Source organism: Sulfuriroseicoccus oceanibius, assembly GCF_010681825.2.
Taxonomy (GTDB): domain Bacteria; phylum Verrucomicrobiota; class Verrucomicrobiia; order Verrucomicrobiales; family SLCJ01; genus Sulfuriroseicoccus; species Sulfuriroseicoccus oceanibius.
In genome coordinates this window covers 2,966,142-2,979,014 of record NZ_CP066776.1, presented here as the reverse complement: position 1 = coordinate 2,979,014, position 12,873 = coordinate 2,966,142, and the positions used below count along the sequence as shown (strand labels likewise).

Here is a 12,873-nt window from a genome sequence, read left to right as displayed (position 1 = left end):
TTGTCTCTTGAGATCTGTCTGATGGTTTTGTGAATGCTGCGACTCATTTTCTTGCAGAACGTAAAAGGCCAGACAACCGCGCCTGGCAACTGTGAAAGCCTACAGATCTTGCGAACAACATCCAGCGTTATCGCGGTTGGCTGCGCCGACTTGTTCGCTTTGTAGTTTTGTGAATTCGGGGAAGCGTGCCTGAAACGTTCTAATCGCAGAATGGGAATGCGTAACCGTGAAGAGCCCCGAAGCAGCCTCGTAGTCTGCCTCCGCCCCATCCTTTAGAGGATAGCCTAGCTCATCGAACACGCGGGGAACGATTCCTCGTTCCCATCCGAGAAGACCGGCAGTCTCCGGCGTTAGCTCTTCGTCCGGGATGTCGATTGAAGCTGCGAAAGGATCCTCTCCGCTGCGAGATGCATTAGCCCGTCTGAGCAACTCAGAATACTCTTTCGGATAGCTCTTCTGCCAGAGTGTCCGAACTGTCTCGTTGGTGTCACCTGGCGCTTGGAATACTACGGTTATCCTGCACGTGTCTGGCAGGGTTGTGTGCGTCTCTCCAATTGAGGGGCTCTTGCATGAAAGCAGAAGTAGCGCCGGGGCTATGATGAGGTTTAGCCGCATATTCTCTTGAGCGAACGTAAAAGGCCAGACAACCGCGCCTGGCAATGATGGAAGCCTACAGATCTTGCGAACAACATCCAGCGTTATCGCGGTTGGCTGCGCCGACTTGTTCTGCCGATTTTTTTTCGGGGGCGAGCTTGGGCAAACCAAGGCGACTTCCAATCAAGTTCAGTGCTCTGATCACCTCTGCATCCAAGTAGTGCCGAAGAGCCTCCTGATCGAGGTAGACTCGGTGAAGGCCAGCCATCGAACGAAATGAGGCTGTCGGTAATTCCGCGTGCTTTGAGGAGACCCTTCCGATCTCGATCTCCTCGCGATCGCTCTCGCCGAACCGTATCACGTGATGAACGGTGTCGAAATCCTCTCGCTGATCAAGCCATCGTTGTGATTTGAGGACTTGGTCATATTCGTTGGAGATCTCCGCCAAGATCGGGTTGAACCATCGGCCGAATCGTCCTTGGACAGTTCCGCATGCTCCAAGAAGAAGAGCTTTCCGGTGAGGCATCATTTTCAGCAGAACGTCGAAGTCCACACATCCGCTACCGGGAGCGCGACTCCGAATCTGGTTGAGGTTTGTAGCTACTCTCTGACTCCGACTCGGCGCGGGTAGCGGATTGTGGTGCGACGCCTTGTTCGGCTTTGCCTGTTTCGGGATTAAAATAAGCTCTCGCCACCACAGATAGCTTCTTAACTCGTTCGCTGTCCAACTCCTCAAGCTCATTTTGGGCGGTGATGTCTCCTTGATGTCCAAGGACTAAAAGCGCAATAGCTCGCTCGTCACCGTGCCACCTACTAAGGTTATCCTTGAGTGCTGCGGCTACGGCATGAGGAGAATGTTCATAGATACGCAAGATGATCTGAGCAAAATAGACATCTTCCTCAAACCCGATACGTCGTCCTAGTGGATAGATTCGACAAAGAGTCTCCGCTCGAAGAATCATGAGCTCCCGCGCCCTCTCATCATCTCCTTCCGTGTGGATTATTGAGCGACCATAATGAGCCTGTTCGGCTGTAAAGGCGCCATAGACGGCCTCAAGAAGCACCTCCTCAGTAGAGTCCTCCTGGAGATCGTCCGAACCATTCGGAGCATAGAGAAAGGAGAATGGATACCACGCAGCCGTGTATTCCCTAAGCGCCTCCCAAGCTGATGCCTTTTGGTCGGGATCTTCAATTTCACGGATTTCTCGTTGGAGGGATTCAACCTCGCGATTGAGCGTCTCAAGTTTCTGCTCAATCTCTTGGCTTTTAGCGAAGCCAGCCAGCGAGATCAGTGCCGCGGTGATAAGTGCTCTCATTGTTAATGCCGAACGTAAAAGGCCAGACAACCGCGCCTGGCAACGATGAAAGCCTACAGATCTTGCGGACAACATCCAGCGTTATCGCGGTTGGCTGCGCCGACTTGTTCGCCTTGATTTTGTTGCTTCGGCGGATACCCGGGATTCGGAACCGGTAGTGCGGCAAGAAGCTGCGGGATGCCCCGAGCAAATATGTGCAACCTGACGATGCCGTAGCCCTGGGTGCGGATGCGATACCACTGCAGCGTCTGCGAAAAATCACAGTGCCTGACGCTGGATAGCGGAATCATCCTGGAGCACCGCCACGGAGAGCGGGTATAGATGGTTCCGTCATCCCAGGTGATCGTCACGAAATAGGCTTCCAGATGGAGAGATAGGGTGAGTCCAACGAAAAGTAGAACACACAAGAAGGCGGGCCAAAAATCGTGTCCTCTAGCCGTGAAGGCTGCAATGATGGCAATCGCAATCGTGAAGCCCCATCCTGCCCAAACGAGTATCTTGAGCGTCTTCGGATAATCGACTCGCTTCTCTGTGGCCGCCTGATGTGAATCTCGTTGAGCTGATCGATAAAGGAAGCCGAGTACAATCGGGACTACCATCGCGATCAACGATACGCTCACGATCCGCCCAATTTCGATGTCTGCAAGAAGGTTCATTTTTGGGGCGAACGTAAAAGGCCAGACAACCGCGCCAGGCAACTGTGAAAGCCTACAGATCCTGCGAACAACATCCAGCGTTATCGCGGTTGGCTGCGCCGGCTTGTTCTCCCAGACGATTACTTTGGCGGCCAAGGCTTGGTCACTCCATATGCTTTGCGCTGGGTGGCTTCAGATAGAACACCATCCTTTAGGAGCGTGATAATGCCGAGAGACTTGCCATCCGGAAACTCGAACTGAAGCTCAACTGTCCCAGCCTTATACTCATAGAACATAATGACCTCGCCATCGGAACGGTCAGTCCAGTATGGCTCTCCGAACATCTTCAAAATGTCATTCTGAGTTGTGTCCTTTCCAATCTCGATGGGCTCTCCAGCGCGAGTGTAAGAGCCCTGGAAGCAACCAATCTCAAAGAGCCCGTAGTCTAGTAATCCATTTTTGGTGCCAACCTCCCAACCTTGTCCAACTGTCTGAAAAGAGTCGGTGGCAGCAATTGAAGAACCTAGCAAGGTTGAGCCAATCTTATGTTCTTTGAGATCCACAACAATGGCGATTGGCTGTTGTTTATGAGGCTTTTCCTGCCCCTTGCTTGAACTGAAAAAGGATAGAATACCCATGGTGATAAGGAGTGGTCGCATTTATTTTTGGAGAACAGTATTAGTTTACGCCCACGGGCTCAATATCGGGTGAGCTTGGGGCGGGTGGTTTGAGGGAGGGAGTGTGGGCGGCAGGGCCTATGGAGTCAAGGATTGGGGGCGGTTTGGGGTGGTTTTTTTGGTGGCGGGGAGAAGTTTGGATTGGTTGATGGTTGGGAGAGGTGTTGGAGTTGAACATTCGCTTCGATTCATTGGAATGTCAGCGGATGTTAAGGAGCGATTTTTTGCTGGGCTGGGTGTGGTTGGGAGGTTTAGTGTGTTCCTATGAACAGGTGTTCAAATGTCTCATGGCGGGATGATTTGTTGGCGGCGCGTGATGTGTCGGCCCAGGATCAGGCGCGGTATGAAGTGGTGGTGGGGTGGTATGACCAGTGGCGGCAGCGGTATCGGCTGGCACCGGGGGCGGAATCGGCGCGGGAGTTTTGGCGGGCGCAGGTGCTGAGTGCGCCGCGTGAGCGTTGGCAGCTGGACCAATGGGCGGAGGCGATGCGGTGGTATTTGGATTGGCTGGAGCGGTGTCGGGAGCGTGGGGTGACCCCAACGACGCTGGATGAACGGGTGCGGCAAGCGGTGCACCGTGTGGGGTGTCGGCGCGGGTTGGCGCTGAGGACAAGGGAGACCTATGCGGGGTGGTGCGGGCGGTTTGCGGTGTGGGCCAAGACCGAGGAGCGGGTGATGGATTCGGCGGTGGCGCGGGATTGGCTGGCCTATCTGGTGGATGAGAGGCAGGTGGCGTTTGCGACGCAGAAGCAGGCGCTGAATGCGTTGGCGTTTTTTTTCCGCGATGTGTGTGGTCGGGAGGAGGTGGATTTGATGGTGACTCTGAAGCAAACGCCCAGGCGGATGCCGACGGTGCTGTCGGTGGCGGAGATTGTGGCGATCCTGGACAAAATGGAGGGGCGGTGGCGCGCGATGGCGGAGTTGCAGTATGGAGCTGGGTTGCGGATCAAGGAGGTGGTGCAGTTACGGGTGAAGGATGTGGATCTGGAGCGTGGGCAGTTGACGGTGCACGGTGGTAAGGGCGACAAGGACCGGGTCACGGTGTTGCCGCAGGGGATGGGTGACCGCTGGCTGGAGTACAAGGAGTCGCTTAGGGCGTTGTATGAGAAGGATCGAGAGGCGGAGGCCCCGGGTGTGTGGCTGCCTCCGGCGTTGGAGCGGAAGTGGCCGAAGGCGGGGGAGAAGTGGGCGTGGTTTTGGATGTTTCCAGCGGATGAGATGTCGCGCGATCCGACCACGGGGCTGGTGCGCAGGCATCATGTGCTGGCGAAGAGTTATAGTCGGGCGCTGGGGCGTGCGGTGGCCGCATCCGGGGTGCAGAAGCGGGTGACGAGTCACACGCTGCGTCATAGTTTTGCCACCCATTTGCTGGAAGGCGGCACGGATCTGCGAACGATCCAGGAACTGCTGGGCCACGCGGATGTGACGACGACGGAGATCTATACGCACGTGGCCAAAGGCGTGAATGGCTGCGGGGTGAAGAGCCCGATGGACCACGTGATGATCCGCAGCGGGTGAGGAATGTGTGTTTTAAGTGGTTAGGTTTTTAGTGCGGCTGCGACGGATGGGATGGCTTGCCGAGCAATGCTCAGCGTTCCAGTGGAAAAGTGGTCGCTGCGCTCTGGGGGGAGGTTTTTTGGACAGGGTTTACAGGATGGTGATGATTTTAATCGGCGTCATCTGCGGATCGTTGAAGGCGACTGCGGGGATGTGATTGGAACCACAGAGGACACAGAGGACACAGAGGTTTTGAGGGACGGAAACTTTGGGTCTTTGGGGGCTTTGTGTGAGGAATGTGCGTTTTAGGTGGTTAGGTGATTAAAGTTTTATGTTGGCAATGTGGTCGCTGCGCTCCGTTGGGTTTGGTGGCCGGATGGGAAACCGGCGGTCCGAGGGGCTCTGCGTGTTGCGGAGATAGGATGCCTTTTCGTGGCTATTAAACCGGATGAGGGCGACATGGCCCTTTGAGCAGATGACCGGTTTTCCTGAACGCCGTTCCTGCCAAAAAAATCTGCGGAATCGGCGTCATCTGCGGATCCGTGAGAGCGATCAGCGTTGATGTGCTTGGAAGCTCGAAGGGCCCGAAGGTTCTCCGCGTTGGAGGCTCTGCGTCTTAGCGACAGCGTGGTCTCTGCGTGAGTGTCCCGGAATGAAGGGATGCGCCGGAGTGGATGCGTTGCGGGCGCTTAGTCCATGAACTTGGCGGCCTGGTCGGCATCGGGGAGGAAGCAGGCGTCGTTCGGGCGTTTGCCGAACCACTTGTAGCGGTTGGCCGCGATGAACTTGTAGACGGCGTCGCGGACTGGACGGGGGATGATGCGAAGCCATCCCACGACGCGCCACCAGCCGCCGATTTTGTCACAGATGCGGAGGACGGCAGTCGAGCGCAGGGTCACCTTTTGGTGGGTGGGATCGCCGAGGTTTTCGGCGAAAACCAGTGTGCCGAGAAGGTCATGTGTGTCGGGCAGATGGCCGTCGTCGATGAGCTTGCGGGCGTGCGGGCCTTGGAGCGTGGCGAAATGGAGGACATTGCCTTCGTCCCTGTCCATGAGCAGGCGCACGGTGCCGTCGCACATCAGGCATTCGGCATCGAAAAAGACGACGTGACGTGCGGCGGACGAGACAGGTGGCTTGGGTGGCAGGAGTGACACAACGGCGACAGTATACGCCGATATCGCAGGATGCAAAGTGGGGGGATGGAGGGTGTCCGGGTAGGGCTGTTTTAGGTTTTATGTGGTTACGTTTTATGTTGGGAGAGTGGTCGCTGCGCTCCGGGTAGGTGCTTTTTAGACAGGATTTACATGATGGGGATGATTTGAGTCGGCGGATCGCTGGAGGCGATTGCGGGGATATGATTGGAACCACAGAGGACACGGAGGGCACAGAGGTTTCAGGAGGGCGTTTTAGGTGGTTAGGTTTTATGTTGTAAAAGTGGTCGCTGCGCTCCGGGTTGGTGCTTTTTAGACAGGATTTACAGGATGGTGATGATTTGAATCGGCGGATTCGTAAAGGCGATCACGGGTGATGTGATTGGAACCACAGAGGACACGAAGGGCACAGAGGCTTTGAAGAACGGAAACTTTGGGGCTTTGGGGGCTTTGCGTGAGGCTATTTGCTTTGCGTGGTTAGGTTTGCAGTGCGGCTGCGCCGGATCGGGCGGTTTGCCGATCTGGAGCTCGGCGTTCCAGTGGGGAAGTGGTCGCTGCGCTCCGTTGGGTTTGGCGGCCTGATGGGAAACCGGCGGTCCGAGGGGGCGTCGCGTGTTGTGGAGAGATGAAGGGCTTTTGTGACTCTTTGTGTTTTTCGTGGCTATCAGACCAGTGAGGGTCGAGGCGCGCTGAATCGGGGGCGAATTAGGATCCTTTGCGTCTTGGAGTCACTGCGTGAGTATTCCTTCATTCCCTCACGAGGGGGAGGGGGGGGAGGTAGCCGGCGTCGGAGAGAGTGGTCGCTGCGCTCTGGGGTGGATGTCGACGGGAATGTCGACCCACCAGCGCGGGGGAGGTGTTGCTTTGGTGGAGGGTATCCGCTAGCAATGGGGCGTATGAAGAAGGGACTGAAGACTTTGATCGCGGGGATTGTGTTGTTGTTTGCCGGGGTGTTTGTGGTGCCGGTGTTGTGGATTTTGCCGGTGATCACTCAGGAGACGAAGCAACAACAGTTCCTTGGGCCGGGCGCGATCGACTATCAAGCGGCTGAGTCTGGTCGCTATTATTTGATGAATGACTTCCAAAGCTTCTATGACGGGCGGAATTATCATCGGCCCGAGGATTTGCCGGATGGATTGGAGGTTGTGGTGACTGATGGAGCAGGCGAGCGGGTGGCATTTTTCGCGGATCGGTCGTTTTCATCGACCAGTGGCGGGAGGTCGAGTCGGAGTGTGGGCTATGTGGATTTGGATGGGCCGGAGCAGTTGACGGTTGTTGTGGATGGGCGCTTTGAGCCGCGTGTGTTTTCGTTTGGGAAGTCGCGCTTCATGGAGGTTTTCAAGCTGATATTCGGTGTGTTCGGGGTGTCTGCGTTGATTGTCGTGGTTGGGCTAGGGCTGGCGATATGGGGGCTGGTTAAGTTACTAAACGCACCCAAGGAGGAGCCGGTGAGTGGAGCGAATGTGCCGCCGCCGATCCCATGATTGGAGGTGCTGGTGATGGCCTCGTGGCGGAATCTGGTGCAGGCGGAGTGACTGTGGCGTCCGCTGGTTGAGCGGTGGGCGTAGCGCTTCTGCGTCCCTGATCCGATTCACTCCGCTTTGTCATGAAAACTTCCCAGCTTGCAGTCATTGCCGCACTGTCCTCTCTTGCTATTCACCCTCTCTCTGCCGATCCCGAGGTTCCGAAGGGGTATAACACAATCATTCCACCGGAGATTCTAACGCCTGACAAAGTGGACACGGCGTATTTGGGGGAGTTGGTTTTTGATGATGGTCGTCCGAGTGAGGAGACGTCGCAGAAGCTCTACGACCACCTAGTGTACCTGCGGGCGGTGGAGGTTTTTCTGAACTGGATGCCGGCTTGTTCGATTGAGGCGCTGCGAGTGGGGCACCTGCAAGCAGGGGTGACGGAAGCGCATCATGTAGGGATCACTGAGGATTTGATGGATTCGAATCCGCTGTTTCTGACGGGGAACACAGACACGGTGTATGCCTCGGCGATGCTGGATTTGGAGCGCGATGGGCCGACGGTGGTGGAGATCCCTCCGAACTGCGGGCCGGGAACGGTGAACGATGCGTTCTTTCGGTTTGTGGTGGACATGGGCGCTCCGGGACCTGACCGCGGGCAAGGGGGGAAGTATTTGATTTTGCCGCCGGATTATATCGGGATGCCGATAGCGTTTTCGCAAGCGGGGCAAGTGGTGCCGGTGACGGTCGAGGGCAAGACAGAGAGTTATTATGTGGTGCAATCGCCGTCGTATACCAACTGGCTGATCCTGCGAGGGTTCCTCGTGGATGGAAAGCCGGACGCGTCGGTGAAGATGTTCAAGGACGGACTGAAGATTTACCCACTGAAGGATGCCAAGCGGCCGCCGCAGATGAAGTTTCTCAACCTTTCCAAAAAGGTGCTCAATACCATCCACGCGAACAATGAAATGTTCTATGAGGAGCTGAACCACGTGATCCAGAAGGAACCGGTCGGTTTGGTGGACCCTGAGCTGCGGGGACTGGCGGCAGCGATCGGGATTGAGAAAGGCAAGCCGTTCAAACCGGACGCACGAACTGCGGAGCTACTCAAGGAGGCGGCGGCGGTTGGTAATGGGATGGCGCGTGCGATTAGCTTCGATGCGCGTGATCCGGCAGCGTTCATCTACGAAGACAGTCAATGGAAGACGGCATTTATTGGGGGCGATTATCGCTGGCTCAAGGATGGCGGTCATGGTGGACGCTACCAAGATGCGCGCACGATGTTCTTTTACTTCGCGACGGTGAACACTCCGGCCATGGCTGCAAAGATGGTGGGAGTTGGATCTCAGTATGCGTGGATCGACCGCGACAAGGAGGGGGACTTCCTCAATGGATCTGAGACCTATCGGCTCAATATTCCGGCCGACGTGCCGGCGAAGGATTTCTGGTCGGTGGTGGTGTACGACCCACAGACCAGGTCGCAGCTCCAGACGGATCAGCCGCTCCCAAGTCTGAATAGTAAGAAGAGCGAGTATGAGACCAATGCCGACGGGTCGGTGGATCTGTACTTTGGTCCCAGAGCCCCAGAGGGCAAGGAAGCCAACTGGATCCAAACCGTGCGAGGCAAGGGGTGGTTTGCGATTTTGCGGATCTACGGGCCACTGGAGTCGTGGTTCGACCAGAGCTGGAAGCCAGGTGAGATCGAGTTGATGGAGTGATGTCGCGGGCGATTGCCGGCACCGATTCAGGGGGCTTTAACGCGCCTTGGCGTGTTGGGAGCGGCCGTCGGGACGGGGGCTGCGCGTTGGCGGTATCGCACGCTCGGCCGAGGGGCTGTGGTGGATTTTCCTGGGGGGGCACTCGCCTGAGGTGCGCTGACCCCAGGCTGTTATGAGACTCGCATTCAGCGAGAAATTGATGCTGCCGGGGCTGAAGAGTCTGTCGGACTTGCGGTAATTTTTCGCCCAATATCAATAAGATGCGCTCTTGATGGCCACAGTCTCAATTCATTGGGTTTTGAAAATCTTGTGCGTGCGAATATGCGATTCTCAGGAGCTTTAACGGCAATGTCCGACAGACTCTTGATGCATCTCGCCGTGTCGGGAGCGGCCGGCGGGTGGGTGATGCGCGTCGGCGGTGTCGCTGGCTTGGCCTTGCCTGCTTCTGCGCGGGATATCCCAGGGTGTGGTCGCCTGAGGCTCCCTGCACCCTGGGCTGGTTTGCGTCTCCCTTGCAGGGAGGTTTTTACGCCAGAGGGCTTCAGTTAGTTCCATTCCGGACAAACCTAGCTCACCCTCCATCGCGAAGTGATGACTTACCGGTTAGCCAGCGGATTCATCCGCAGGTCTGGTCGCTCTAATCAATTTACGCCGGAGGTGCGGTTTACCTCGCAGCCCCCCCGACTCGTGTAAACCGTCCCTACGGGACGCTGCACCCGAGCACTGATATCCGGAGGTTGAAACCTCCGGCTAGCCGGTAATCTGTCGCTTCGCGACGGCGTTGATCACCAATGTGCACCTACTCTCGGCGAAAGTCGTCGTTATTTAGGGGGCGGAATCCTATTCACCATCGGTTACGCCAAGGTGACCGTTCAAATGGTGTAATCCCCGAAGATCCGCCATCAGTTCCTTGAATCACCAATTGGACCGCCCCTGCAGGGCTCCATCGTCTAACTCGCCAATCCCCACGGCGTTGCCGTGGGCTGAGCTAGTCCGCACCTCCGGCGCTATCTCGCGTTCAGCTACCCGTGCTCCACGGATCCACACTCGTCCTGCGTTCTTGGATCCCACACAGCCCACGCAATCGACAGCCCACGCACTCGGATCTCACCCTGCGCCGGAGGCGGGCCCTGCAAGGGCGGTCTAATAGCAATTGAACGGTCAACTTGACGGAATGGCGGAGAGCTTTTTCGAGTGAGGCAAGGCGCGAACCGCGATGCTAGCGGGCTACCTGAGATATGGGCAGCGCAGCAGCACTCGAAAAGATCCCTCCAAGATCACTTTCTTCATCTCTGATCCCACCCAGTCAATCCTATCGGCTATACCAAGGTGACCGTTTAATGGAATTACGCGCTTTCTCCCTGGGCAGCTGCTGGGGCGGGGTCGAGAGGTTTGACGGGCATCTGTTCCAGGGCCGCGACGCGTTTTGGTGTCGGCGGGTGGGAGTAGTGGAGGAAGACCTCCATTGGATGCGGGGTGAGATTGCCGAGGCTGTCGGCGGTGAGTTTTTTCAGCGCGGAGGCGAGGGCTTTCGGCGTGCCGGTGGCCTTGGCGGCGTAGGCATCGGCTTGGAACTCGTGGATGCGGCTGAGTTTGTTGGTGATGATGCCGAGGATCAGGGCGATCGGGCCGTAGAGCATCATGAAGAAAATAATGCCGAAGTGAACGGGCAGATCAGTTCCTGGGTTCACGTTGAAGGCTTGGTAGATCTCCGGCTTGGTGACGAAGTAGTTGAGCAAATAGAGCATCAGGCCTGTCTGCAGGATGCCGAACGCCATTTGCTGGATGATGTGGCGAAGTTTGAAATGGCCGATCTCATGGGCGAGCACACCGACGAGTTCTTCGGTGGTGTGGTTGTCGATCAAGGTGTCGAAGAGAGCGATCTTGCGGTTTTTGCCGAAGCCGGTGAAGAAGGCGTTGGCCTTGGACGAGCGGCGCGATCCGTCGATGACGTAGATGCCGGTGACGGGGAACCCACAGCGCTCCGCCATGACGTTGATGGCACTTTGCAGCTCACCATCCTCAAGTGGGGTGAACTTGTAGAAGAGCGGCATGATGAAGCGCGGTGCCAGATAGGACAGGAGGAGTGTGACGGCGGTAAGGCTGCCCCACGCCCACAGCCAGGCGTTGTCGAAGGTGTGGAAGATCCAGAGCACGCCGGCGATCAGCGGTCCGCCAAGGAGCACCGCCAGCAGGATGGACTTGAGTTGGTCGGTGATGAACGTGCGTGGCGTGGTTTTGTTGAAGCCGAAACGTTCCTCGATGACGAAGGTGTCGTAGATCGAGAATGGCAGCGAGATCAGGCTTGATACCGCTCCGACGAGGCCGATCACGCAGACACCGCGCAGGATTTCGTTCATCTGCCAGGTCTGCGACCACTCGTGCAACCAGCCAAAGCCGCCGAGCAACCAGAATGCCAGCAGTGCCGCGAGCGAGAGGATGTTCTGGAACAAGCCGAACTCCGAGTTGGTGCGCTTGTACTCCTGCGAGCGGGCGTAGCGGTCGAGATCGTAAACTCCTTCGAATCCCTTCGGCGGACGCGGTGCTGTGGATCTGCTATTTAGAACGGTGGCGACACTTTCCAAAAGAAAAACACCGACGATGATGAGGAGCGCAATGGCGAAGGGAGTCATGTGATAGAGACGGGGACCTGGGAAGGGGAGGCGGAAGGGCGTGGGGTTAGATGCCTTTGCCGGAAATCTGTGGGTGCGACAGGGAGCGCTGGTGCTCCGGAAGGTCGTCTAACGATGCCATGTGGGTCGCTGCGATGTCTTCGAGTTCGCTGATGGATGAGACTTGGGAGAACTGTGTGCGCAGTGTGCGACCGCCAGGCAAGCCTTTCGAATAGGCCATCAAGCGTGAGCGCATGCCGGTGAGGGTTTGGCGCTCGTTGCCTTTGTGGCCTCGTTCGATGGCGAGGGTGGCGTGGCGGCGCATCAACTCCCATCGCTCCTGGACGGAGGCGGGTTCTGGTAGTTCGCCGGTCTTGAGGAAATGTTTGGCGTCGCGGAAGACCCATGGGTACTGCATGGCGGCGCGGCCGATCATGACACCTGCGACATTGGTTTCGGTCTTGCGCTTCTGGACGTCGGCGCCGGTGGCGATGTCGCCGTTGCCGATGACGGGGATGTTCACGTTGTCGGCGCATTCGCCGATGATGTCCCAGTTGGCTTCGCCGGTGTAGCCCTGCGAGCGGGTGCGGCCATGGATAGCGACAGCTTGGACGCCGACATTTTCGAGTAGTTTGCAGACCTCGACCGCGTTGATGGATTGCTGGTCCCAGCCGACGCGGATTTTGGCGGTGACGGGGACATCGACGGCTTTGACGATGGCCTCAGCAACCGAGCCGAGCAATGGGCAGTCGCGCAAGAGCGAAGATCCGCCGTTGCGGGAGACCACTTTGTTCACCGGGCAGCCGAAGTTGATGTCGATGAAGTCGGGGCGCTTCCAGGCCACGACCTTCTGTGCGGCTTTGGCGAGGTTCTCCGGATTGGCGCCAAAGAGCTGAACCCCGACGGGGCGCTGTTCGTCCGGGAACTCGGTGTAACGACGGGTACGCTCGTCCTGCTGGATGATGCCTTCCGCGGAGACGAACTCTGTGACCATGACGTCGGCGCCGAGCTCGTGGCAGATCTGGCGGAAGACGTAGTCGGTCACCCCGGCCATGGGAGCCAGGTAGAGGGGGAACGCGGATTTGTCTTGGAGCCAGTGGAGCATGGGAAAAGCGGGAATAAAAGTGGTGCAAAGTCGATCATTTTACACGATTTGCAACCAACCGGCCATTGCGTCTCCTGAGTCTGTGCGGATCCTGTGCAA

Annotated in this window: 10 protein-coding genes; 3 read left to right on the top strand and 7 right to left on the bottom strand. The window is 57.2% G+C overall.

What is annotated here, in order from left to right; genetic code table 11:
* Positions 1–670: 670 nt before the first annotated feature.
* The 4 genes from G3M56_RS11910 to G3M56_RS11895 form a co-directional block, all read right to left on the bottom strand.
* Positions 671–1,147, bottom strand: a complete 477-nt coding sequence (locus G3M56_RS11910) for an Imm39 family immunity protein (RefSeq protein WP_164363818.1) — start codon at positions 1,145–1,147, stop codon at positions 671–673.
* A gap of 7 nt (positions 1,148–1,154) precedes the next feature.
* A complete protein-coding gene (locus G3M56_RS11905; protein ID WP_164363816.1) occupies positions 1,155–1,910 on the bottom strand; it encodes a hypothetical protein in 756 nt (251 codons plus the stop codon).
* Positions 1,911–1,963: 53 nt separating this feature from the next.
* Positions 1,964–2,566 carry a hypothetical protein gene (locus G3M56_RS11900; protein ID WP_164363814.1) on the bottom strand — a complete coding sequence of 201 codons (603 nt, stop codon included), beginning with the start codon at positions 2,564–2,566 and terminating at the stop codon, positions 1,964–1,966.
* Between the two features lie 119 nt (positions 2,567–2,685).
* Positions 2,686–3,183: a hypothetical protein gene (locus G3M56_RS11895; protein ID WP_164363812.1), complete on the bottom strand. Its 498-nt coding sequence runs from the start codon at positions 3,181–3,183 to the stop codon at positions 2,686–2,688.
* 303 nt (positions 3,184–3,486) lie between these two features.
* Between G3M56_RS11895 and G3M56_RS11890 the strand changes: the two genes are divergently transcribed.
* Entirely contained in the window at positions 3,487–4,740 is a 1,254-nt protein-coding gene (locus G3M56_RS11890) for an integron integrase (RefSeq protein WP_164363809.1), read from the top strand.
* Positions 4,741–5,408: 668 nt separating this feature from the next.
* On the opposite strand, the gene G3M56_RS11885 is transcribed toward G3M56_RS11890, so the two are convergent.
* Positions 5,409–5,873, bottom strand: coding sequence for a thiol-disulfide oxidoreductase DCC family protein (locus G3M56_RS11885; RefSeq protein WP_164363807.1), 465 nt, complete (start codon positions 5,871–5,873; stop codon positions 5,409–5,411).
* An 893-nt stretch (positions 5,874–6,766) separates the two neighbouring features.
* Here G3M56_RS11885 and G3M56_RS11880 point away from each other — a divergent pair.
* Positions 6,767–7,354, top strand: a complete 588-nt coding sequence (locus tag G3M56_RS11880; protein WP_164363805.1) for a hypothetical protein — start codon at positions 6,767–6,769, stop codon at positions 7,352–7,354.
* Positions 7,355–7,476: 122 nt separating this feature from the next.
* Positions 7,477–9,057, top strand: coding sequence for a DUF1254 domain-containing protein (locus tag G3M56_RS11875; RefSeq protein ID WP_164363803.1), 1,581 nt, complete (start codon positions 7,477–7,479; stop codon positions 9,055–9,057).
* Positions 9,058–10,403: 1,346 nt separating this feature from the next.
* Here G3M56_RS11875 and G3M56_RS11870 read toward each other — a convergent pair.
* A complete protein-coding gene (locus tag G3M56_RS11870) occupies positions 10,404–11,690 on the bottom strand; it encodes a M48 family metallopeptidase (RefSeq protein ID WP_164363802.1) in 1,287 nt (428 codons plus the stop codon).
* 46 nt (positions 11,691–11,736) lie between these two features.
* Positions 11,737–12,774 (bottom strand): tRNA dihydrouridine synthase DusB, encoded by a 1,038-nt coding sequence (dusB, locus tag G3M56_RS11865; RefSeq protein WP_164363800.1) that lies wholly within the window; start codon positions 12,772–12,774, stop codon positions 11,737–11,739.
* Positions 12,775–12,873 lie beyond the last annotated feature (99 nt).

What these genes read in the sequence shown, in the direction of transcription:
- G3M56_RS11905 (WP_164363816.1), bottom strand. Translation starts at nt 1,910, where the DNA reads ATGAGAGCACTTATCACCGCGGCACTGATCTCGCTGGCTGGCTTCGCT.
- G3M56_RS11900 (WP_164363814.1), bottom strand. Translation starts at nt 2,566, where the DNA reads ATGAACCTTCTTGCAGACATCGAAATTGGGCGGATCGTGAGCGTATCG.
- G3M56_RS11895 (WP_164363812.1), bottom strand. Translation starts at nt 3,183, where the DNA reads ATGGGTATTCTATCCTTTTTCAGTTCAAGCAAGGGGCAGGAAAAGCCT.
- G3M56_RS11890 (WP_164363809.1), top strand. Translation starts at nt 3,487, where the DNA reads ATGAACAGGTGTTCAAATGTCTCATGGCGGGATGATTTGTTGGCGGCG.
- G3M56_RS11880 (WP_164363805.1), top strand. Translation starts at nt 6,767, where the DNA reads ATGAAGAAGGGACTGAAGACTTTGATCGCGGGGATTGTGTTGTTGTTT.
- G3M56_RS11875 (WP_164363803.1), top strand. Translation starts at nt 7,477, where the DNA reads ATGAAAACTTCCCAGCTTGCAGTCATTGCCGCACTGTCCTCTCTTGCT.
- G3M56_RS11870 (WP_164363802.1), bottom strand. Translation starts at nt 11,690, where the DNA reads ATGACTCCCTTCGCCATTGCGCTCCTCATCATCGTCGGTGTTTTTCTT.
- dusB (WP_164363800.1), bottom strand. Translation starts at nt 12,774, where the DNA reads ATGCTCCACTGGCTCCAAGACAAATCCGCGTTCCCCCTCTACCTGGCT.